General features: G+C 35.8%; 24 protein-coding genes and 2 riboswitches. Of the genes, 18 read left to right on the forward strand and 6 right to left on the reverse strand.

Going from position 1 to position 23,100, the window contains the following annotated elements:
• Position 1: 1 nt before the first annotated feature.
• From pstA to glcK, 8 genes are all read left to right on the forward strand, one after another.
• Entirely contained in the window at positions 2–868 is an 867-nt protein-coding gene (gene pstA, locus ILT06_RS03135; protein ID WP_088048106.1) for a phosphate ABC transporter permease PstA, read from the forward strand.
• Between the two features lie 28 nt (positions 869–896).
• Positions 897–1,712, forward strand: coding sequence for a phosphate ABC transporter ATP-binding protein (gene pstB, locus ILT06_RS03140; protein WP_064474789.1), 816 nt, complete (start codon positions 897–899; stop codon positions 1,710–1,712).
• A gap of 166 nt (positions 1,713–1,878) precedes the next feature.
• Positions 1,879–2,535 carry a phosphate signaling complex protein PhoU gene (phoU, locus tag ILT06_RS03145; protein ID WP_033657724.1) on the forward strand — a complete coding sequence of 219 codons (657 nt, stop codon included), beginning with the start codon at positions 1,879–1,881 and terminating at the stop codon, positions 2,533–2,535.
• A 384-nt stretch (positions 2,536–2,919) separates the two neighbouring features.
• The gene (locus tag ILT06_RS03150; RefSeq protein ID WP_064474790.1) at positions 2,920–5,274 is read left to right on the forward strand and encodes a sugar phosphate nucleotidyltransferase; all 2,355 of its coding nucleotides are present in this window, start codon (positions 2,920–2,922) and stop codon (positions 5,272–5,274) included.
• A 68-nt stretch (positions 5,275–5,342) separates the two neighbouring features.
• Positions 5,343–5,492 carry a 50S ribosomal protein L33 gene (gene rpmG / locus ILT06_RS03155; RefSeq protein WP_001265616.1) on the forward strand — a complete coding sequence of 50 codons (150 nt, stop codon included), beginning with the start codon at positions 5,343–5,345 and terminating at the stop codon, positions 5,490–5,492.
• Positions 5,493–5,596: 104 nt separating this feature from the next.
• On the forward strand, positions 5,597–6,175 hold the full coding sequence (locus ILT06_RS03160) for a 5-formyltetrahydrofolate cyclo-ligase (RefSeq protein WP_064474791.1): 579 nt from the start codon (positions 5,597–5,599) through the stop codon (positions 6,173–6,175).
• Positions 6,176–6,278: 103 nt separating this feature from the next.
• On the forward strand, positions 6,279–6,479 hold the full coding sequence (locus ILT06_RS03165) for a YqgQ family protein (protein WP_000253699.1): 201 nt from the start codon (positions 6,279–6,281) through the stop codon (positions 6,477–6,479).
• Positions 6,480–6,498: 19 nt separating this feature from the next.
• Positions 6,499–7,482, forward strand: a complete 984-nt coding sequence (gene glcK, locus ILT06_RS03170; RefSeq protein WP_064474792.1) for a glucokinase — start codon at positions 6,499–6,501, stop codon at positions 7,480–7,482.
• Between the two features lie 80 nt (positions 7,483–7,562).
• Here the strand turns inward: glcK and ILT06_RS03175 are convergent, their stop codons facing one another.
• Positions 7,563–7,736: a DUF2759 domain-containing protein gene (locus tag ILT06_RS03175; RefSeq protein ID WP_000524847.1), complete on the reverse strand. Its 174-nt coding sequence runs from the start codon at positions 7,734–7,736 to the stop codon at positions 7,563–7,565.
• A 170-nt stretch (positions 7,737–7,906) separates the two neighbouring features.
• Between ILT06_RS03175 and ILT06_RS03180 the strand changes: the two genes are divergently transcribed.
• Together ILT06_RS03180 and ILT06_RS03185 are read left to right on the forward strand one after the other, a co-directional pair.
• On the forward strand, positions 7,907–8,536 hold the full coding sequence (locus tag ILT06_RS03180) for an MBL fold metallo-hydrolase (protein WP_000871244.1): 630 nt from the start codon (positions 7,907–7,909) through the stop codon (positions 8,534–8,536).
• Positions 8,537–8,545: 9 nt separating this feature from the next.
• Positions 8,546–9,658, forward strand: coding sequence for a class I SAM-dependent methyltransferase (locus tag ILT06_RS03185; RefSeq protein ID WP_088048108.1), 1,113 nt, complete (start codon positions 8,546–8,548; stop codon positions 9,656–9,658).
• A 151-nt stretch (positions 9,659–9,809) separates the two neighbouring features.
• On the opposite strand, the gene ILT06_RS03190 is transcribed toward ILT06_RS03185, so the two are convergent.
• From ILT06_RS03190 to metI, 4 genes are all read right to left on the reverse strand, one after another.
• The gene (locus ILT06_RS03190; RefSeq protein ID WP_000894375.1) at positions 9,810–10,100 is read right to left on the reverse strand and encodes an ArsR/SmtB family transcription factor; all 291 of its coding nucleotides are present in this window, start codon (positions 10,098–10,100) and stop codon (positions 9,810–9,812) included.
• Between the two features lie 433 nt (positions 10,101–10,533).
• The gene (locus ILT06_RS03195; RefSeq protein WP_000379163.1) at positions 10,534–11,046 is read right to left on the reverse strand and encodes a cysteine hydrolase family protein; all 513 of its coding nucleotides are present in this window, start codon (positions 11,044–11,046) and stop codon (positions 10,534–10,536) included.
• Between the two features lie 162 nt (positions 11,047–11,208).
• Entirely contained in the window at positions 11,209–12,372 is a 1,164-nt protein-coding gene (metC, locus tag ILT06_RS03200) for a cystathionine beta-lyase (RefSeq protein WP_149173396.1), read from the reverse strand.
• Entirely contained in the window at positions 12,369–13,481 is a 1,113-nt protein-coding gene (gene metI, locus ILT06_RS03205) for a cystathionine gamma-synthase/O-acetylhomoserine thiolyase (protein ID WP_088048110.1), read from the reverse strand. Before metI ends, metC begins: the two co-directional genes overlap by 4 nt.
• Before the next feature lie 94 nt (positions 13,482–13,575).
• Positions 13,576–13,685: riboswitch (SAM riboswitch) on the reverse strand.
• 203 nt (positions 13,686–13,888) lie between these two features.
• Positions 13,889–13,998: riboswitch (SAM riboswitch) on the forward strand.
• 71 nt (positions 13,999–14,069) lie between these two features.
• Between metI and ILT06_RS03210 the strand changes: the two genes are divergently transcribed.
• From ILT06_RS03210 to ILT06_RS03235, 6 genes are all read left to right on the forward strand, one after another.
• Positions 14,070–15,902, forward strand: a complete 1,833-nt coding sequence (locus tag ILT06_RS03210) for a bifunctional homocysteine S-methyltransferase/methylenetetrahydrofolate reductase (RefSeq protein WP_088048111.1) — start codon at positions 14,070–14,072, stop codon at positions 15,900–15,902.
• On the forward strand, positions 15,902–19,300 hold the full coding sequence (gene metH, locus ILT06_RS03215) for a methionine synthase (protein WP_088048112.1): 3,399 nt from the start codon (positions 15,902–15,904) through the stop codon (positions 19,298–19,300). The genes ILT06_RS03210 and metH overlap by 1 nt, the downstream gene beginning before the upstream one ends.
• Positions 19,301–19,318: 18 nt before the next feature.
• Positions 19,319–20,377 carry an undecaprenyldiphospho-muramoylpentapeptide beta-N-acetylglucosaminyltransferase gene (gene murG, locus ILT06_RS03220; protein WP_064474799.1) on the forward strand — a complete coding sequence of 353 codons (1,059 nt, stop codon included), beginning with the start codon at positions 19,319–19,321 and terminating at the stop codon, positions 20,375–20,377.
• A gap of 96 nt (positions 20,378–20,473) precedes the next feature.
• Complete coding sequence (locus tag ILT06_RS03225) at positions 20,474–20,734, forward strand: DUF3966 domain-containing protein (protein ID WP_000817963.1); 261 nt, start codon at positions 20,474–20,476, stop codon at positions 20,732–20,734.
• 94 nt (positions 20,735–20,828) lie between these two features.
• The gene (locus ILT06_RS03230) at positions 20,829–21,203 is read left to right on the forward strand and encodes a nucleoside 2-deoxyribosyltransferase (RefSeq protein ID WP_064474800.1); all 375 of its coding nucleotides are present in this window, start codon (positions 20,829–20,831) and stop codon (positions 21,201–21,203) included.
• A 79-nt stretch (positions 21,204–21,282) separates the two neighbouring features.
• The gene (locus tag ILT06_RS03235) at positions 21,283–21,771 is read left to right on the forward strand and encodes a hypothetical protein (RefSeq protein WP_064474801.1); all 489 of its coding nucleotides are present in this window, start codon (positions 21,283–21,285) and stop codon (positions 21,769–21,771) included.
• Positions 21,772–21,811: 40 nt separating this feature from the next.
• Here ILT06_RS03235 and ILT06_RS03240 read toward each other — a convergent pair whose 3' ends face one another.
• The gene (locus ILT06_RS03240; protein WP_001093232.1) at positions 21,812–22,123 is read right to left on the reverse strand and encodes a hypothetical protein; all 312 of its coding nucleotides are present in this window, start codon (positions 22,121–22,123) and stop codon (positions 21,812–21,814) included.
• Positions 22,124–22,377: 254 nt separating this feature from the next.
• Here ILT06_RS03240 and ILT06_RS03245 point away from each other — a divergent pair, with 254 nt between their 5' ends.
• Positions 22,378–22,593, forward strand: a complete 216-nt coding sequence (locus tag ILT06_RS03245; RefSeq protein ID WP_064474802.1) for a DUF3912 family protein — start codon at positions 22,378–22,380, stop codon at positions 22,591–22,593.
• A gap of 98 nt (positions 22,594–22,691) precedes the next feature.
• Positions 22,692–23,099: a hypothetical protein gene (locus ILT06_RS03250; RefSeq protein ID WP_064474803.1), complete on the forward strand. Its 408-nt coding sequence runs from the start codon at positions 22,692–22,694 to the stop codon at positions 23,097–23,099.
• The last annotated feature ends 1 nt before the right edge of the window (position 23,100 follow it).

Below are 23,100 nucleotides of genomic sequence, written 5' to 3' on the forward strand. Positions count from 1 at the left end.
TATGCGAATGTTGAATCATAAAAAAATACAAGAAAATATGGCATCACGTTTTTTAAAAGACCGAGTTTACAAGTTGTTATTTTATATAGCAATTTTATTTTCAATAGCAATACTACTTATTTTGCTTTTTCAAATTTTTGAAAAAGGTATAAGTTACCTTTCGATAGATTTCTTTACAAACTTCGCTTCGCGTAATCCGAAAGAAGCTGGGATTGCTGCAGCTTTGTCAGGAACAATATTATTTATGAGTATTGTTATACCAGTCTCCTTTATATTTGGAGTTGGAACTGCTCTTTATTTGGAGCAATATGCGAAGGAATCTATATTTAAAAAGGTAATAGAAATTAATAATCAAACGTTAGCAGGAGTACCTTCCGTTGTATTTGGATTACTCGGCTTAACTATCTTTGTATATGCTCTTCATTTAGGTGAGAGTATTATTGCGGCGGCACTGACGATGAGTTTACTCGTTTTACCGACAGTTGTTGTAGCGAGTCAAGAAGCGATACGATCTGTACCAAGTTCATTATTAGAAGCCTCTTACGGATTAGGTGCTACGAAGTGGCAAACGATGTATCAAATTGTATTGCCATCTGCTTTCCCAGGAATTATAACGGGTTGTACGTTAGCGATATCAAGGGCGATTGGAGAAGCGGCACCGCTATTAGTTATCGGGGCACTTGCATTTGCAAATTATGTTCCATTTAGTATGTTTGATAGATTTACAGTTTTACCAATTCAAATTTTTAATTGGATGAGTAGACCGCAAGAAGAATTTCAGTACGTAGCAGCTGCTGGGATGATTGTCTTGTTAGGTTTATTACTCTTTATCAATATATTTGTCTTATGGTTACGAAATCGAAAATAAGTTGGAAATGGATGAAAGGGGAATTCAAATGGTAGCAACAGTAGTAAATGTACAGGTGAAAAACGAGGAGAAAATCGAGACTGCACCAAATAAAGTAGTATTTGATACGAAAAACTTAAATTTATGGTACGGAGAAGACCATGCTTTAAAAGATATTAACTTAAGCATTCATGAGAATGAAGTTACAGCAATTATCGGACCAAGTGGTTGTGGTAAATCAACGTACTTAAAAACATTAAATCGTATGGTAGAGTTAGTACCAATCGTGCGAACTACAGGTGTAATTGAATATAGAGAGCGCAATATATTTGAAAAATCATACCCAGTTGAAGAATTAAGAACTCATGTGGGAATGGTGTTCCAAAAGCCAAATCCATTTCCGAAATCTATTTATGAAAATGTAGCATATGGCCCGAAAATTCATGGTATTCGTGATAAGAAAACATTGGATGAAATTGTTGAAAAAAGTTTACGTGGAGCAGCGATTTGGGATGAGTTAAAAGATCGTTTGCATGATAATGCATACGGTTTATCTGGTGGACAGCAACAGCGTCTATGTATCGCACGTTGTTTAGCAATTGAACCAGACGTTATTTTAATGGATGAGCCAACATCGGCACTAGATCCAATTTCAACATTAAAAGTAGAAGAATTAATTCAAGAGTTAAAGAAAGACTTTAGTATTGTGATCGTAACGCATAACATGCAACAAGCAGCACGTATTTCAGACAAAACTGCTTTCTTCTTAAGTGGAGAAGTTGTGGAATATACAGATACAAATAAATTATTTACGACACCTTCAGATAAGCGTACAGAAGATTATATTACAGGCCGATTCGGTTGATATCGTTGCAAGGATAAGAGTAAATACCCTCTTAACAGAGGGTATTTCTTATTTTTACCTCATTTAATTAGAGAAGTAATACTTCTCCTATCTTAAGGCTTATTACAAATAGGCTAGGTAGGAGATCTATATATAATGGCACATAATATTGAGGGGGGAAGAAACAATGGTAAGAGAACAGTTTCAATGTGATTTAAAAATGTTACAGCAAAAGGTGATTGAGCTTGGAGAGCTAGCGAGGGAAGCTTTATTGCTTGCTATGGAAGGTCTTCATAAAAGGGATGTAGAGAAAGCGTTAGAGGTAATTGATGGTGATTATCGTATGGATAATTTAGAAGAGGAAATAAATGATCTTGCGCTGATGCTTATTACGAAGCAGCAACCTGTAGCAAGTGATTTAAGAAGGATTTTCATTTCAATTAAAACAGCGACAGATTTAGAGCGTATTGCAGATCATGCTGTTAATATTGCGAAATCAACAATTCGTCTTGGGGAAAAAGAGGTGGTTGTTAGTTTGCACAATCTTGATGAAATGTTTGCAATTGCAAATAAGATGCTACAGTTAGCGCTAGAAGCATATGAGCAAGAAAATTTAACTTTTGCGAAACAAATTGCCGAAATGGATGATTCAGTTGATGAAATATATGGGAAAGCGATTCGTGAATTTATATCTTCAGTTCCAGAACAACCAGAAGCAATTACACAAATTACACAATTATCCTTTGTGGCGAGATATATCGAGCGTGTAGCAGATCATATTACAAATATTGCTGAAAATGTTTTTTATTTAGTAAAAGGAAAGCATTACTTATTAAATGAATAAAGAAAAAAGGCAGGTGAAACATCACCTGCCTTTTTTAGTCAAAACATGACAAAAAAAGCTCGTTGTTTCCTTTAGTTTATGATGATAAGATGTATCATAATGTAATGGAAAAAATAGGACACATATGTTGTTCATTTAATAAGTAATAGTTTAACGAGTTAATAGTAAGCGCTTTCTTTCGTGGCATTTAAAATGTACATGTATATAGGGAGTTTTACTGCCTGTAAAAGCCCGAGTCGAGTGGTCAAGGCTAATAATCAGTGGGGGATGCACAAAATCCCTACTAATTAAAGTTTTATTTTATACTGCTAGTTAATGCGGGGTAGATAATATACATATCGTATATGAAGTTACTGAACATTATATAAGTGGAGGCTGAAGTATATGAAGGGGGTTATTTTAGCTGGAGGAAAAGGACGACGCCTTAGACCATTAACATGTAATACTCCAAAGCCGATGTTGCCATTATTAGAAAAGCCAGTTTTGGAATACAATATTGAATTATTACGTCAGCATGGTATTCGTGAAATTGCAATTACTGTTCAGTATATGAGTACAGCCATTAAGCAATATTTTGGTGACGGTAGCAAATGGGGCGTTAACTTGTACTATTTTGAAGACTCTCCACCGCTTGGAACCGCAGGGAGTATTAAACAAGCGGAAACATTTTTAGATGAAACGTTTGTTGTCATAAGCGGGGATGCGTTAACTGATTTTCAATTATCAGAAGGAATTATGTTTCATGAACAAAAGAAAAGAATGGTAACTATGTTTGTAAAGGAAGTAGAAAACCCACTCTCATTCGGTTTAGTTGTAATGAACAAAGAACAAGAGGTTACACGATATATAGAAAAACCGAGCTGGAATGAAGTAGTCTCTAATATTGTGAATACAGGTATATATATTATGGAGCCAGAAATTTTTTCTTACATACCGCCCGGAGAATTTTTTGATTTCAGTCAAGATGTGTTTCCGCTATTGGCAAATAAGAACGCATTATTTGCATATTTGTCAGAAGGTTATTGGTTAGATATCGGTACATTTGATCAATATCGACAAGCACAATTTGATTTGTTAACGAAAAAATTGCAAGTACCAATTCCTTATACGGAAGTATTGCCGATGGTATGGATGGGAGAAGGTGTGACGATAGGAAAAGGAACGAAAATTCACGGTCCTTCTTTTATTGGAGAAGGAGTAAAGATTGGTGCTGGAGCTGTAATTGAACCGTACTCTATTATCGGGAAAAATAGTATTGTTTCAAGTTATTCTCATCTTCAAAAAAGTATTGTTTTTGCAAATACGCACATTGGGCAGTATTGCGAGCTATTAGAAACGACAATAGGAGAGCATACAATGGTGGAAGATGACGTTACGCTGTTTCAAAAAAGCATTGTAGCAGATCATTGTCATATAGGGAAAAGTACGGTAATTAAGCAAAAGGGAAAACTATGGCCATATAAGGCGATTGACAGCTATTCGGTAGTAGGATCGGCTGGTGTTCAAGAAAGTGAAAAGAGTGCAGGATGGCTGCAAAAAAGCCGCATTGTAGGAAGAGGTAATGTTGAGATCACTCCTCAATTTATTGTAAAGGTTGCAATGGCGTACGGGTCCCTTTTTGCGAAAGGGGAAAGTATATTAATTGGGAGTCAAGAACATATAGAAACGACTTCTTATAAAAATCTCTTTCTTCATGCGATTCATGGTATCGGGGTTCATACGATGGAATGCAAAGAAATGAACGAATCGCTTTTTCAGTATAGCATTCAGGATTTACAATGTGCTGGTGGGGTTTTCATTCAAGTGGAAAATGAAAAAGAGGTTGTTATAAAGTTATATGGTAAGGATGGGGTACAATTAACGTATAAGCAGCAAAAAGCGATAGAACAAGTATATATGTCTGAGTCGTTTTATTACGTATGTGAGAAAGAAATGGGGCGGAATAAGCTAGTCCACGTTTCTTTACATGATTATATAGAGGCTGTATTAGAGCGCGTTGATATTGAGAAAATACAAAAACAAAAGTTTCATCTTCTTATTAATAAGAGGAATGATATGTTACAACATTTACTGATGCTCTTTTTACAAAGGCTCGGATGCACAGTTACATGGATTTATGCGGGCCAACAAAAGGATCATGTGAAAGCTTTGATGAAATCAAGTAAAGCAAATATGGCACTTATGTTTTCAGAGCAAGGAAATTATTTCGAGTTATATGATAATCATAGTAATATTTACCAAGGAACAGATTTTGAAGAGGTAGATATTCCAGATTTATTACTTGAATCGGCAGGAAATATTTACCCGATGTCTTTGAAATTAGGAGAATGTTACCTTCTATTTTATACGCAGGATGAAAAAAAGTCGTTTCAAGCAAGATGGAAGCGAGATATTTTATATCGAATTGGAAAATTATTCGAGTTAATAGCATTGCAGGGGAAAACATTTCTCAGCATAGTAGAGCAATCACCGCCGCTCTACCTACTTTGTGATGAAGTTGTATGTTCATGGAATGAAAAAGGGAAAGTAATGAGGAAATTATTGGCTGATATGGAAAGAAAGGAAGAAGGTATATTTGAAGGAGTACAGTTCAAATATACCGAAAAAGAGTGGTCTTATATCGTTTCTGACACAAAACAACCGAAATTTTTAGTGTATTCACATGCCAGAAACCCAGTAATAGCAAGGGAAAACATGAAAAATCTTATAGAAAAAATTAGACAATATCAAAAGGTGTAGAATTTTTATTTTAAAAGTGGTATTATAGTATAGTCTGATTTAAGTTATTAGTACTGGAGGGAATAAGAATGCGTGTGAATATTACTCTAGCATGTACAGAATGCGGAGATCGTAACTATATCTCAAAGAAAAACAAACGTAACAACGCTGAGCGTATCGAGCTTAAAAAGTATTGCAAGCGTGACAAGAAGTCTACGTTACACCGTGAAACAAAGTAAGCAGTAGGAATATTTTCCTACTGTTTCTTTTTTTATTCGATTCCCCTGTTAAAAGTGATACACTATCATCGTAGAGCAAAGTATTACTGTGAGGGGGAAAGTGTGTGAGAGAAGAGAAAGTACGTTTACGTAAACAAATAATAGAGCACATGAATTCTTTATCAGAAGAACGGTATACAACTTTATCAGAGCAAATTGCATTTTCGTTGTATGCGCAAAAAGAGTGGGCTGAAGCTAAAACAATTGGAATCACTCTCTCAATGGAAAATGAAGTGAATACATATTCTATTATCGAAAAAGCTTGGGAAGAAGGAAAGAGAGTTGTTGTTCCAAAGTGTAATAAAGGAACACGAACAATGTCTTTCCGGCAAATTAGTAATTTTGATCAATTAGAAATAGTGTATATGAATTTACGTGAACCAATTCCAGCGCGTACGGAAGAAGTGAATGCAGATGACATTGATCTTCAAATCGTGCCAGGTGTAGCTTATACAGAGCGAGGAGAACGGATTGGATATGGCGGTGGGTATTATGATCGTTATCTCGTGCATTATAAAGGGAAAACGCTATCATTAGCTTATAGTTTTCAAATGGTAGACCATATTCCAGTAGAGCCGTTTGATAAAAACGTAGAAAAAATTATTACAGAAAAAGGAACAATGGTTAAGAATGGGCTTGTATAGACAAATAAAAATTGACGAGACTTTTTCTTCTTGATTATAATAAAATATGTGAACGTTTTCTTATTATAATTTTTTATAGTAAGTGAGCATAGAGGGTGATGAAATGGTATCTATTTATGATATTCAACAATTGCTAAAGAAATTTGGTACGATTATTTATACGGGTGATCGAATTGCAGATTTACAATTAATGCAAGATGAATTGCGTGAATTAAATCAATCACAGTTAATCGATCCACAAGACTATCAAACAGCTTTATTTTTATTGAAGCAAGAAATTCAAAAAGAGCTAAATAAGAATTAGATAAAGGTAGGTAAGCAACATGGAAGAGAAATGGTTAGTTGGGGTTGACCTTGGTGGTACAACGATTAAATTAGCATTTATTAATGTGTACGGTGAAATTTTACATAAGTGGGAAATCCCTACGAATACAAATGAGCAAGGAAAACATATTACGCTTGATGTAGCGAAAGCTATCGATAAAAAGTTAGAAGAGTTAGGTGAATTGAAAAGCAAGTTAATCGGTATTGGTATGGGAGCTCCTGGTCCTGTACACGTGGCGTCTGGAATGATCTATGAAGCGGTTAATTTAGGATGGAAAAACTATCCGTTAAAAGATTTATTAGAAGTAGAAACAGGATTACCTGTTGTTATTGATAATGATGCAAACTTAGCAGCGCTTGGTGAAATGTGGAAAGGTGCTGGTGAAGGAGCAAAAGATTTAATCTGTATGACACTTGGTACTGGTGTTGGCGGCGGTGTAATTGCCAATGGTGAAATTGTACACGGCGTAAGCGGAGCTGCTGGTGAAATCGGACACATTACAGTAGTTACAGAGAATGCTTTCCCATGTAATTGCGGGAAATTTGGTTGCTTAGAAACTGTAGCATCTGCAACGGGTATTGTGCGTGTTGCTATGCAAAAAATACAAGAGACTAATAAAGAGAGTGTTCTACGTTCTATGTTAGCAGAAGAAGGGCGTATTACATCAAAAGATGTGTTTGAAGCACTTGGACAAGGTGACGAGCTAGCAGGCGAAGTAGTAGAAAAAGTAGCTTCTTATTTAGGATTAGCTGTAGCGAACCTTGCTAGTACGTTGAACCCAGAGAAAATTGTTATTGGCGGGGGCGTATCTAAAGCTGGAGATGCACTATTAGAGCCAATTCAACGTTATTTCGAGCAATATGCTTTCTCACGTGCTGTAAAGAGCACAAAGTTAGCGATTGCAATACTTGGTAATGATGCAGGTGTTATCGGAGGAGCTTGGCTTGTAAAAAAGCACAAATACGAAGCGAAGATGGCATAAGTTGTGAAATATGAAAAGAGGAAGGGGAAACCCTTCCTCTTTTTGTGTGAAACCTTGATGAAGAATAACATGTAAATGAATTAAGCTGCTGGTGGGTACCCGTTATATAGAACAGTCATGATCGTAAACCATCCGAAAACGAGTACAGTTGCAATTGCAAAGCCGCCCGCGAATAAATTTTTTTCGCGAAGAGTTCTAAGCGTAGCGAATACAGCTAACAGAGTGACTAGCGCAAAAATAATAACAAGGCCCATACAATATCCTCCTCTGTCTACCCATTCCTTAATATGAGTTTTTAGAATATTAACTCTTTTATATTGTACATGTTTTAAAAATGATTGTCGAGATAGCATCCTTTCTTTTCCTAAGAGAAAAAAATGTTGTATCATTGAAAGTAAGTTTAATAATTGGAGGAGATTTTCATATGAAATGGATACAAATGCCGTTAGGCCCATTACAAACGAATGCTTATATTTTAACGAATGATCAAAATGAGTGTATTATCTTTGATCCTGGTCACGAAGGAGAGAAGCTCGTTACATATTTACAAGAAGAACAATTAAAGCCACTGGCTGTTTTATTAACACATGCTCACTTTGATCATATTGGTGCTGTTGACGCGGTAAGAGACGCTTTTCATATTCCTGTGTATGTACATAAAGAAGAAGCAGATTGGTTAGGCGATGCAACTGTAAATGGCTCTCAAATTTTTATGATGAATCGCAGTATTACAGCAAAACCAGCAGATCATATTATTGATGCAGAAGGTGCATTAGCAATTGGTTCATTTAATTTTGAGATTTTTGAGACGCCAGGACATTCTCCAGGCAGTATTTCTTATTATTGTAAAGAGGCGAATGCTGTATTTTCTGGTGATGTATTGTTCCAAATGAGCATCGGAAGAACAGATTTACCCGGTGGAAGTTTTGCTGAATTGATTGGAAGCATTGAAGAAAAATTATTTGTATTACCAGATGAAACAGCGGTGCTATGTGGACATGGTCCAGAAACAAGCATTGGTTTTGAAAAAGAAAATAATCCATTTTTACAGTAAGGAGCTAGTATGGAGATGGAGCTCATTTTAAAAGAATGGATGGAGAAAGAGAAGGATTATTCAATTTCATATAGTACGTATATGAACCTCGTATTGTACACAGAGGGACATGGCTATTATATGAAGGAACGTGAAAAAATTGGAAGACAAGGGGATTTTTTTACAAGTAGCAACGTATCCTCTGTTTTTGCAAAAACATTTGCTAAGTTTTTTATTCGTCTTGTTGAAAATGGTGAAGTTGCTCCGAATATTTGTGAGATTGGTGGGGGAACAGGAAGGTTTGCCTATGATATTTTACAAGAGTGGAAGCAAGTATCTCCAGAAACCTTTATGGATTTAAACTATTCAATGATTGAAATGAGCCCTTTTCATAGAAACTTACAGCAGAAAAATCTTTGTTCGTTTTCTAATGTGTCGTATTATACGTCGCATAGTGAAATGGGAGAATCGTTCGAAGGGATTCTTTTTTCGAATGAGTTATTTGATGCATTTCCTGTTGAAGTAATTGAGAAGAGAAATGGAATATTGTATGAAGTACGTGTTACGTACACAGAGGAAGGGAAACTCGCAGAAGTATGTAGACCGCTACAGAAAAGTATTGGTCGATACTTATTGAAATATAATATTCATCTTGCTGAAGGTCAGCGTTTTGAAGTGCCACTTGCGATGGAAGAATATATAGTAGAAATGGCGAAATGGTTTCAACGAGGTGTATGTATTACCGTTGATTATGGATACACAAAAGAAGAATGGATGCATCCTGCACATCAAGAAGGAAGTTTACGAGGATATTACGAGCATAAGTTAATCCGTAATCCTTTAGCGCATCCAGGTGAAATGGATCTTACTACTCATATTCATTGGGACGAACTGAAAGAGATGTTTAGCCTGCAAGGCATGAATATAGTATGGCATAAGAAGCAATCTGAGTTTTTGTTAGCAGCAGGAATATTAGATCAGCTTACGGATCACCAAGATCGAAATCCTTTTTCTGAAACTCAAAAACAAAATCGTGCAGTTCGTTCTATGATTTTGAGCGGAGGATTAGGGATTGCATTTGATGTTGTGATACATACGAAACATATGCAACAGTTACACTTGAATCAGTATTTGAAAATATAAAAAAACAAGACACAGCATATTTCTGTGTCTTGTTTTTTAATACGACTTTTTAATTATGTAGCATCATATATTTTCTCTCATGATATATATTTATATTAAAGATATGAGATGAAAAATATAAAATACGCCCTTTTTCTCTGTTTATGAGCTCTTAACCTAATAATACGCGAACGAGTTGAATAATTGTCTCGTTTTCTACTTTGTAATAAATTTCCAATCCTTTTCTTTCACTTGAAACGATTTTAGCACTTTTTAATTTTGCTAAATGCTGTGAAATTGTAGATTGTGGCATGTTTAAGCCAGTGTACATTGTAGAAACGTTGCTTGGACCACGTTCAATTAATCCTTTTACAATACATAAGCGAACAGGATGAGCAAGTACTTTCAATAATTCTGCATTGCTTTCATATAGTTCTATTTCTTTTTGAAAGGTTTCTAACATGTTCTTTTCCACCTCCGTGTGAGCTGTTATACCATACTATACATACCAAAAAATTAAAGAAAAGAAAACAGTTGTTGCAGAAAAAAATTCCTAAAGTAAAGAAATTGTAAGAAAAGAGACCCTGATGTAAATAAAGTAGGTAAATTTGCATGGTTTTGTAAAATGACATTTTTGGGTGAAAATTTTGATGCGTTTTAAAAATTGAAAGATATAGATATATTTGTAACACAATTTTATCATGATTTTCTTATTCTTTCAAATGAATATACAAAATTTTTAAAATAATAAGAAAAAGGAATTATAATGTTATATATAGAATATAAAACAGGTTAAAAGAAAAGAAGCTGAATGTAGTCAGCATCTTTATGGTGATAACAAAACATTTGAGTATAGCTGATAAATTTTAGAATTACCAAGACATTAGTTATATATTCTAGAGTTCATCTTTTATCAGCTTTAAAAATCTGCGGTTCCATATGTTCTCATAAAAATCAATTGTCTCTTTTGCGGACATAAATGGATTATTTAACGTAGAGGTTGCTTTCTGTACCATGAAGTTTTCGTATTCTAGTCCATGGGAAAATTTAATCGTAGCATCCATACAGTACTCTGTTTGGGCGCCACAAAATTCAATACGGTGTACAGATAATTGTTCTAAAATCTCTTTCAAGTTTGTTTTATAAAATGAATTGGCATGTGTTTTTCTTACAAAAAAATCTTGTTCCTGAACATCTAGATCAGCATGAATAGCCCAAAGTTCTTTTTCGGGTACTAAATCATCATCACAATGTTGAATAAAAATGATTGGTTTATTTGATTTTCTGTATGAAGAAATTCTTTTATTTACTTTTGTAAGTAAATTTTGTAAATCAAATAAATGCTCTTCGCTATAACATACTCCATTTTGTAAATCGATAACGATTAAAACATCTGCACAAGTATCCATTATTTTTGCCCCTTTTTTACTTCTTAATATATCAATTAATTCATTATTTAGAAATAGATGGTGCTCTTTCGTTTTTTTTATGAACTATACGAAAAGTAAAAAATATACGTAACGGCATAAAACAGAAGATATGAAAACTTAATTTCATACCTTCTGTTCGTTCTATGCATTTACAGGTTCTTCTACATAAGAAAGGGCATTTTCAAAATCGGATATTAAATCGTCAACATTTTCAAGACCGACGGATAACCGAAGTAATGAATTAGAAATCCCTCTTTCATCACGAGCTTCTTGCGACAGTGCTGCATGTGACATTTTAGCTGGGTAGGAAAGAATCGATTCGACAGCTCCTAAACTAACTGCAAAGACAGGTAATTTTACTTTTGATAAAAATTGGCGGAGTGCGTCTTCTGATTGTAAAGTGAAAGATAGGACAGCTCCGGCTGATGTAGCTTGAGATTGTTGAATATTAAATCCAAGATGTGTTTGTAAGCCAGGATAATAGACGTTTTTAACTTTAGCGTGCTCTTGTAAATAGTGTGCAATTTTATTGGTGTTTGCAGCTGAATGCTCAAGACGTACATGCAATGTTTTTAGACCGCGAAGTACGAGAGAACAATCTTGAGGACCTAAAATAGCGCCGAATGCATTTTGTAAAAATCCAAGTTTTTGAGCGAGTTCGGCATCTTTTACAACCGCTAATCCGGCAGTAACATCACTATGACCGGCAATGAATTTTGTGGCACTGTGAAGAACGACATCGGCGCCAAGATCAAGTGGTTTCTGGAATAGTGGTGTCAAAAATGTATTATCAACAAAAGTAAGGGCAGCAATAGATTTTGCAAGTTTAGAAACAGCACGAATATCTGTCACTTTTAAAAGTGGATTAGAGGGTGTTTCCACATAAAAGAGTTTTGTGTTTGGCTTAATGTTTTGCTTTATTTCTTCTAAATTTGTCATATCAACAAATGTATGTGACACACCGTAACGGGAGAGCACTTCAGTTATAATTCGGTAAGTTCCTCCGTATACGTCTTCTGAAATGAGTACGTGATCGCCTTGTGAAAGAAGGAGGAATGCAGTAGAAATCGCTGCAATTCCTGATGCGAAGGCAAATCCCTTTGTTCCTCCTTCTAATAAAGCAATGATATCTTCAAGAGCTTCACGAGTTGGATTACCAGAGCGACTATAGTCATATTTTCCGAACGTATCTACATCAAACTGGTGGAATGTTGATGTATTATAGATGGGAACGTTAACAGCTCCTGTTTGCGAGTCATGTTTATATTGGTTGTGCAGTAAGAGTGTATCTATAGAATAACTCATATTCTTACACCTTCTTTTACAAGTTTAATGGCTTGCTTTAAGTCTTGAATTAAATCGTTACTATTTTCAATGCCAACGGAAAATCGTAGAAGACGATTACATACACCGTTTGCTGTTCTGATTTCTTCAGGAATATCAGCGTGTGTTTGCGTTGCTGGATACGTCATTAAACTTTCAACACCACCAAGACTTTCAGCGAATGTAATTAAGGATAAAGATTGTAAGAATGGATTGATCCATGTTTCATCTTTCAGACGAAATGAGATCATGCCGCCTCTTCCAGGATAAAATACATCTGTCACTCCGTCAGCGTCATTTAAATAAGCAACAACTGCTTTTGCATTTTCTTCATGTTGTCTCATACGAAGCGCTAACGTTTTCATACCACGAATTAATAGCCATGAGTCAAATGGACTTAAGACCGCACCAGAGGCATTATGATAATGAGCGATTTCCTCACAAAGTTCCTTTCCTTTTGCAACGACAAGTCCGCTTAGGACATCGTTATGTCCCCCTAAATATTTCGTTGCGCTATGAAGTACAATGTCGGCACCTTCTGTTAATGGCTGCTGTATATAAGGCGTATAGAATGTGTTGTCTACAATAAGAAGGAGTCCGTGTCTTTTCGCTACAGTTGCGACAGCGGCAATATCAGTAACTTGCATTAACGGATTAGTTGGAGTTTCTATGAAAATAGCTTTCGTTTCAGTTGTGATAGCTTGCTCAATTTGTTTAATAGATTGTGTATTTACGTATCTACATCGAACATTCCACTTTTTTTCGTGCTCAGAAAATAATCGATAAGTGCCCCCGTATAAATCTTCAGATACAATAAGTTCGTCTCCAGAACGGAATAGGGAAAGGACGAGGAGAACAGCTGCCATCCCTGAACTACAGGCATAACCTTGTTCACCGTACTCTAAATCTGCAATTGCCTGCTCTAAAAGACCGCGAGTTGGATTGCCAGTTCGTGAATAGTCAAAGCCAGTAGAGTTACCAATTCCTTCGTGACGATAAGCAGTTGAAAAGTAAACAGGTGGGTTAACAGTTCCTGTTGTAGTTTCGCTCCGGTTTCCGATTTGTGCTAGTTTTGTTTCAATAGTTGACATGTGAAAATTCCTCCTTTTTAAATTAACAATTAAGTGAATGTAAAATAAAAAAAGCCTTCTAAAGAAGAAGGCTTTCGGTTTGAATAGAGTCTTCTTCTCATCTGTCAAATCTTTCACAATTTGCTGGAATTAGCACCTTATTAACAAATGTTAATGGTTGCTGAGGCGTCATAGGGCCAGTCCCTCTACCTCTCTAGATAAGAATGTTCGTATGAAATTTTATTATGTTTTTAACTTTACAACAAAAGATAATTGAATTGCAACTTTATTTTAAATAATTTTTATTTTTCCGCAAGTGTCATTGACTTTTGAATTTGTGCATGCTAAATTTATTAAAAAATTAACAAACATTGTTAAAAGGGGAACGTATTTCCTTTTAGCTACATAAATAAAATAATAAAGACAAACTCTTATTGAGAGCGGTGGAGGGAAAGGCCCTGTGAAACCCGGCAACCTTCAAACGAAATGTTTGAAACGGTGCTAATACCTGCAAAACGAATGTTTTGCATAATAAGAGGAGGAACGATTATGTCCCCCTCTTCAAAGTGAAGAGGGGGTTTTTTATATTGATAGAAATGAGGGAGATTTGTGAAATTACTAGATTTATTATCAAAAGGAATTGTAATAGGTGATGGTGCGGTTGGAACGTTATTACATTCACATGGTTTGCAAAGTAGTTTTGAAGAATTAAATATATCTGATCCAGATTTAATTATATCGATTCATAAACAATATGTAGCTGCTGGGGCAGATGTGATTCAAACAAATACGTACGGAGCAAATGAGGCGAAATTACGTATGTATGGTTTAGAAAATCAAGTTACTGAAATTAATAGAGCCGCAGTAAAACTGGCGAAAGCATCTGTTACAGACAGAAATGCAATTTTAGGAACAATTGGCGGTATGAAACATATTGGAGCTGTTACGACAACTGATATGGAGCGAGAATTTATGTTACTGGAACAGGCAAGTGCATTACTAGAAGAACAGGTTGATGGACTGCTATTAGAGACTTTCTATGATGAGTTTGAATTACTTCATGCTGTTCAGGTGTTACGAAAACAAACGAATATTCCAATTGTAGCTCAATTAGCATTACATGAGGCAGGTACGACTCAAAATGGAAATGATGTAAATGAAATATTAAAACAGCTTTTAGATTACGGTGCAAATGTCGTTGGATTGAACTGCCAACTAGGGCCACTTCACATGACGGAAGCTTTTAAAATGATATCGATTCCTCAAAATGGCTACTTGTCAGCATATCCAAATGCAGGTCTCCCGAATTATGTGGAGGGACGCTACGTATATGAGGGAAGTCCGGCTTATTTCGAAGCGATGACACCGAAATTTATTGAGCAAGGTATTCGGTTATTGGGTGGTTGTTGTGGCACTACTCCAGAACATATCGAAAGTATGAAACGTGCTACTCTAAATGTTACGCCTGTAATAGAAAAGGATACGATTCAAAGACCGAAAGTAGTTCATACACATGAGAAACGTTCGAAAGCTCATGTCACTTTAGCAGAGAAAGCAAAAAAACAAACGACAGTAGTAGTGGAATTAGATCCACCGAAAACGTTAGATACGCAGCGATTTTTTGAAGGAGCAAGAGCATTGAAAAGGGCTGGTGCAGATGCTATTACTCTAGCAGATAATTCATTAGCATCGCCTCGCATCTCGAATATGGCAATGGGGGCATTATTAACGAAGCACGATATTCCGGTATTGACGCACTTAACGTGTAGAGACCATAACGTCATCGGACTACAATCTCATTTACTAGGCCTATCAGCGTTAGGCATGGAAGAAGTGTTAGCTTTAACTGGGGATCCAGCACGCGTCGGTGATTTTCCAGGTGCCACTTCTGTATATGATTTGTCCTCTATTGAGCTCATTAAAATGATTAAAGAAATGAACGACGGGCGCTCGATTTTAGGGAAATCAATAGGTCCAGCAACAAGGTTTTCAGTGGGAGGTGCGTTTAATCCGCATGTAAGACATTTAAAAGCAGCGGTTAAGCGAATGGAACGGAAAATAGATGCTGGAGCGGAATATTTCTTAACGCAGCCAATTTATGATATCGCGTTAATTGAAGAAGTGTATGAAGCGACAAAGCATTTGGAACAACCTATTTTTATTGGGATTATGCCATTAATAAGTAAAAGGAATGCAGATTTCCTTCATTTTGAGGTACCGGGTATTACTCTACCTGAAGAAATAAGGGAGAGAATGGATGGACATGAAACGAAAGAGGCAGCAATTGAGGAAGGAATTCTCATTTCACAAGAATTAATTGATGCGGCGATGAAGTATTTTAACGGCATTTATCTTATTACACCATTTCTAAAATATGAAATTACAGAACATCTTGTTAAATATGTGAGAGAAAAGCAAGAAGTGAAAGAAGGTATTAACTGATGAAATGTATAGAAGAAAAATTACAAAATAACATCTTAATATTAGATGGTGCAATGGGAACAATGATCCAGCAAGAGGACTTAACTGCGGAAGATTTCGGAGGAGAAGAGTACGAAGGCTGTAATGAATATTTAGTAGAAACAAGGCCTGATGTCATTTTAAAGATTCATAAAGCTTATGTTGAAGCTGGAGCGGATATTATTGAAACAAATACATTTGGGGCGACGAATATCGTATTAAGTGATTATGAGTTGTCTCATTTAGATGAGGAATTAAATGAGAAGGCAGCACGTTTAGCGAAGCAAGCGGTCAAAGAAAGCGGGAAGGAAGTATATGTTGCGGGAGCAATGGGACCAACAACGAAAGCGATTAGTGTTACAGGTGGTGTGACGTTCGGAGAATTAATTGAAGCCTATACACGGCAGGCGAGAGGTTTATTGAATGGCGACGTAGATGTATTACTCGTTGAGACGAGTCAAGATATGCGTAACGTGAAGGCTGCTTATATTGGAATTCAAGCAGCTTTTGACGAGCTAAATAAAATTGTCCCTATTATGATTTCGGGAACGATCGAACCGATGGGAACGACTCTGGCTGGGCAAACAATTGAGGCTTTTTACTTATCGATAGAACATATGAAGCCATTATCTGTTGGATTAAACTGTGCGACTGGTCCGGAGTTTATGAGAGACCATATTCGTTCACTATCTGATTTGTCGGAGTGTTACATTTCTTGTTATCCAAATGCAGGTCTTCCTGATGAAGATGGACATTATCATGAATCTCCATCTTCTCTCGCTGAAAAAGTGAAGCGATTTGCTGAAGAAGGATGGGTTAATATTATCGGTGGTTGTTGTGGCACAAAACCAGAACATATAAAAGCGATGAAATCCGCGTTAGCTTCTCTTAAGCCGCGTGAACACCACGAAAGAGCTGGACACGGGGTTAGTGGATTAGAGGCACTTCAATATGATGACTCTATGAGACCATTATTTGTTGGTGAAAGAACAAACGTTATTGGGTCACGTAAATTTAAACGATTAGTAGCAGAAGGGAAATTTGAAGAGGCTGCTGAAGTCGCAAGAGCGCAAGTGAAGAAAAATGCTCATATTATTGATATTTGTATGGCAGACCCTGATCGCGATGAAATAGAAGATATGGAAAACTTCTTGGCAGAAGTTACGAAAGTGTTAAAAGTACCGATTATGATTGATTCAACAGATGAAAATGTGATGGAGCGAGCTCTTACTTATATTCAAGGAAAAGCTGTTATTAACTCAATTAATTTAGAAGATGGAGAAGAACGATTTAAAAAAGTGACGCCGCTTCTTCAGAAATATGGTGCTGCTATTGTTGTAGGAACAATTGATGAAGATGGTATGGCGGTTAGTGCAGAACGAAAACTCGAAATCGCGAAAAGAAGTTATGAGTTATTGACGACGAAATATGGTATACGCCCGTCAGATATTATTTTTGATGCACTTGTATTTCCTGTAGGTACAGGTGATGAAGAATATATTGGTTCAGCGGCAGCGACGATAGAAGGAATTCGCCTTATTAAAGAAGCATTACCAGAGTGTTTAACGATTTTAGGTGTAAGTAACATATCATTTGGTTTACCACCAGCTGGCCGCGAAGTATTAAATTCCGTCTTTTTATATCATGCAACGAAAGCAGGATTAGATTACGCGATTGTGAATACGGAAAAATTAGAACGGTATGCGTCAATTCCAGAGGAAGAAAAACGTCTTGCAGATGCATTACTTTTTGAAACGACGCAAGAGACGTTAGAAGAATTTACAAACTTTTATCGCGCGGCAAAAAAGAAAGATGTCGTTATCCAAGAAACATTAACTCTTGATGAAAGGTTGGCAAATTACATTGTTGAAGGTACGAAACAAGGGCTACAAGAAGATTTAAGCCTCGCACTTACAGAAGGAAGAAAACCTTTGGATATTATTAATGGCCCACTTATGACAGGAATGGATGAGGTGGGACGATTATTTAATAATAATGAGCTTATCGTTGCCGAAGTATTGCAAAGTGCTGAAAGTATGAAAGCTGCCGTAAGCTATTTAGAGCCACATATGGAATCTAGCGAGAGTGCGAAAAAAGGGAAAGTATTATTAGCAACTGTTAAAGGTGACGTACATGATATTGGGAAAAACCTCGTTGAAATTATTTTATCGAATAACGGATATGAGATTATTAATTTAGGAATCAATGTTCGCTCGGATCGAATCGTACAAGAAGTACAAGAAAAGAAGCCTGACATTATTGGCCTTTCTGGTTTATTAGTAAAATCAGCGCAACAAATGGTAACGACTGCTGAAGATTTAAAAGCGGCAAATATTGATATTCCAATCGTTGTAGGCGGGGCAGCATTAACGAGAAAGTTTACAGATAATCGTATTTCACCATCATATACAGGGCTCGTATGCTATGCGAGTGATGCGATGACCGGGCTTGATATTATTAATAAGCTTCAAAAAGAAGAAGAGCGCGAGAAGATGAAACAAGATAAAAAAGAGCGTCATCTTCATATCGTAAAAAAAGAGGAGAAGAAAGTAGAAATTCCAGCAGTAATTGAACCATTACCGAAGGCTGAGGTTATGATACCTGATTCAACAAAGCGAATTGTATTACGTGATATTCCAGTTGCACACCTCGCTCCATTTTTAAATAGACAAATGCTACTTGGACATCACCTTGGATTAAAAGGAAATGTGAAGAAGCTTTTGCGAGAGGGAGATAAGAAAGCACATGAATTAAATGATTTAATAGATGAATTATTGCAGGAAGGACAATCTTGGTTAAAACCGAAAGCGGTGTATCAATTTTTCCCAGCGCAAAGTGACGGACAAAACATTGTAATATATGATCCAGAAGATCATACGCGTGTTATAGAGCGTTTCACATTCCCAAGACAAGGAAAAGCACCATATCGTACTTTAGGTGATTATGTACGACCAGTTGGAGATGAGATGGACTATGTTGCTTTCCTATCTGTTACGGTTGGGGAAGGCGTTCGGGACATTGCTGAAGAGTGGAAGGCGAAGGGTGATTATTTACGCAGTCATGCTATTCAATCGTTAGCGCTTGAACTAGCAGAAGGACTTGCTGAAAAAACACATATGCTCATTCGTGATCGCTGGGGCATTCCAGATTCACCAGAACTGAAGATGGAAGAACGCTTCCGTACGAAATATAGAGGGATACGCGTGTCCTTCGGTTATCCAGCATGTCCAGAACTTGCGGATCAAGAAAAGTTATTTCGCCTTATTCATCCAGAAGAAATAGGTATTTCATTAACGGAAGGATTTATGATGGAACCAGAAGCATCTGTAACGGCTATGGTATTTTCTCACCCTGAGGCAAGATATTTTAGTGTATTATAGTGTAGAAGGGGGAGACGTATGAAGAAAATAGTCTTTACAGGTGGCGGTTCGGCAGGGCATGTAACACCTAATTTAGCCATCATTCCACATTTACAAGAACAGAATTGGGATATCTCTTATATCGGTTCTCATCAAGGAATTGAGAAAACAATTATAGAAAAGGAAGGCATTCCGTACTATAGTATTGCAAGCGGAAAGCTACGTCGTTATTTTGATTTGAAAAATATAAAAGATCCTTTTCTTGTAATGAAGGGTGTTATGGATGCCTATGTAAGGATTCGAAAACTAAAACCGGATGTGATTTTTTCAAAAGGTGGTTTCGTATCTGTACCAGTCGTAATTGGAGGATGGCTAAATAGAGTCCCTGTTTTATTACATGAATCTGATATGACGCCAGGACTAGCAAACAAAATTGCGCTCCGTTTTGCTTCGAAAATATTTGTTACATTTGAAGAAGCTGCGAAACATTTACCGAAAGAAAAAGTAATCTATACAGGATCTCCTGTACGTGAAGACGTGCTAAAGGGAAATCATGAAAAAGGTTTAGTGTTTTTAGGTTTTTCACGTAAAAAGCCAGTTATTACAATTATGGGAGGAAGTTTGGGCGCAAAGAAAATTAATGAAACTGTTCGAGAAGCGTTACCAGAACTTCTGAAAAAGTATCAAATTGTTCATCTTTGTGGAAAAGATAATCTTGATGAAAGCTTACAAAATCAAGAAGGATATAGACAATTTGAATATATACATGGAGAGCTGCCAGACATATTAGCGATAACAGATTTTGTTATTTCACGTGCGGGCTCTAATGCCATTTTTGAGTTTTTAACATTGCAAAAGCCGATGGTTTTAATTCCGCTATCGAAATTTGCAAGCCGTGGAGATCAAATACTAAATGCAGAGTCTTTTGAAAGACAAGGATATGCTTCCGTATTGTATGAAGAAGATGTGACTGTGAAATCTCTTATAAAGCATGTCGAAGAATTAAATCAAAATAATGAGATGTATAAAACAGCTCTAAAAAAATATAATGGAAAAGAAGCAATTCAAACAATCATTCAACATATTTCAGAGGCATGATGAAACAATCATGTCTTTTTTAATAGGATGAAAGATTCCAAGGATTGATATTTTTATGTTACAATAGCAAATGGATTAGTAGGGAAATTCCAATTAATGAAGCGTGAAAATACGAATGGATTAGGAGTGACTGTGTTGGAGCTAAGTCTCTATGAAAATACTGCACTTATTATATGCTTTGTGTTGTACGTTGGTAGTGTTATTGTTTATATTTCAAGGAAATTTTCGCAAGAAAGAGAGCTTGAAAAATCAGAAATAACAGCTGAACTAGAAATGTTAGCTGATGAAAGTTATAAAAAGAAAAAAATAAAAGAAGAGCATGAAGAATCCCATCATTTAAACGCAAATAAGTTTTAAAGATGGGCATTTTTTTTTGAAGTCGTTCTTTATTATGTTTATAGCAAGTAACGCTAAAAGGAGTTTCCCGTACATAATGAAGGAGTGTATATAAATGAATTTTTATGTCGCCTCAGGATTCCAAAATAAACATCTTGTACGTTCTATAGCAAATGAACTGAAACATGCAGGATGGCACCATACATATGATTGGACAAGAAACGAAAGAGCAGTGAATCAAGATCAATTAAGAGAGATTGGTCAGGCAGAAAAGAATGCTATTAAAGAAGCGGATGTCTTTTTACTTATGTTAGATGGCGGAAACGGGAGCCATACAGAGTTTGGAATGGCGATTGCGCTAGAGAAAAAGATATATGTATATCATGAAAGAAACCCGCTTCAAACAACGTTCTATCATTTGCCAGAAATAAATATTTTTGAAGGAGATGCAACTGCATTTGCATCTTATGTTATGAATCATGTGAAATAATAGTAACGACCTAAAAGGTTATAAAAGTGATCTTTTGGGTACAGTGATGATAAGAAACGTATATAAAGGAGTATATAATATGAAATTAGAAAATGGATGGGAAACGAGCTTTTTAGAAGTTGTACAAAATAGTGAATTTAAGAAAGAGGCTGTTCTTAGTCAATTGCTTTGTGAGGATAGTGAAGAAGTAGAAGAGCTTGTGGATGATTACGGATATGAAGAGATTATTGAACGCGAACATGATGATGAATTAGCAGAAGTTTTAGGTGAAGAACTTTTCGATGAGATGGAACGACACGTATTCTTATCTTCACAGCCAGAAGAAAAACTTATTTCATTCGTAAATGGATTAGGTTTTCATGTGTTAGATTGGATTGTTCTTCTTGAAACAGAATTTGGCATTGATAGCGTACACTTTACGTCAGACGCCGTGAAAACGTTAGAAAAACGCTTTAGACAATTTCCATACATAGAAGATAAGACAATTTTTGATATGACATTTGGAGAAGCAATGGATGTATTAGAATCCATTACAGGATTACAACTGAAGGGAAAGATGAACGTATAATGTGAAAAAAAAAGAACGTGATATCCTCACGTTCTTTTTTTTACATTATAATAATTTTGTCATCTAGTTTTGTTTGTCCGCTAAGAAGTGCGTTTAAATATTCCACTTTTCTTATACAGGCCTGTATATGTCTTTCAACCTCTTGTAACTCTGCTTGGTGATGTGTTTCAATCGGATGAATTTGTACGTTGAATTTTTCAAATTGACTACTATATGTTATTTCTGCATAGCCGCTCATAATATCCATTTCGTTATGAAATAAAAATTGTTTCGTTTTGTCACAGAATGATACATTCTGAAAGCCATATACTTTTAATGCGTCAATTACTTTTTTAATCATTTTTGTATTCATTTTTTTTAACCCTCTTTGCGAAGTTCTACTTATATATTATAACACAAAAAATTACATAGAAAGCGCTTCCAAGTGTATTTTATTATAAACTTTACGTTTCAATCACAAAAATGAAACAAAGAAAAAATAATTGTAAAGAAGGGAGGACTCTTTTATTGTTTCGTCATATATATAGAGAAATAGTGCAAGGAAAGGGAATTTTCCGAATTTGAGTTCGTATTTCAAATTTAAGCGCAATAAAAGAGGTGAGAGACTTGAACTTTGATATTGTAGGACAAAAAGCATATATAAAAGATGGACCGCATCGGAACCGAATTGGAATTGTAAAGAACAGCGAGACAAAATTAGAAGCGCAGTTTGCTATTGTAATTGGAGAACAAATCATTGATGTAGAGCTAAAGGATATCGTGTTAGTTGGAGTAGACGTAGGACAATTTCATAAATGGTGCGAACAAAATGGTTATTTGTAAGAAGGACGGGCTGTGAGATAATAAAAATAATTGTAGCAGCATAAGAATGAGAGAATACGAGATTGGTATTCTCTTTTTCAGTGTTTTAGGAGGCGAGAATGAAGTATAAAGAACAAGATTTTACATTGGAGTTAAAAGAGAAAATTCAGTGTATGGAGAAGGAAATAGAGAGAATATCATTTAAACTTTTTAAAGATTATTCACATTTGTACATAGAAAAAAACATGGAATTATTTATAGAACTGATCAGAGATAAAGAAAATCCTTTTGAAACAGGATATTCTTCATCGATTTCGATAGCTGTATTAGATGAAGAAGGAAAGATGATTGAATTTTATACAGTTCCTATCTGGGAATGTTGTAGTTATTTTTTAGGAGTAACGCTTCAAATAAGGTTTTGGGGAAGTAAGTTAAGTGGTGAACTTGTTGGTGAATCTTATTGTGAGATAGAGGAGGAGTTAAAGGAGCGGTTGGAAGAGTTTTTACAGTTTGCAGATGAGGAATAAT

The organism is Bacillus sp. 17RED48 (assembly GCF_019837545.1).
Taxonomy (GTDB): domain Bacteria; phylum Bacillota; class Bacilli; order Bacillales; family Bacillaceae_G; genus Bacillus_A; species Bacillus_A wiedmannii.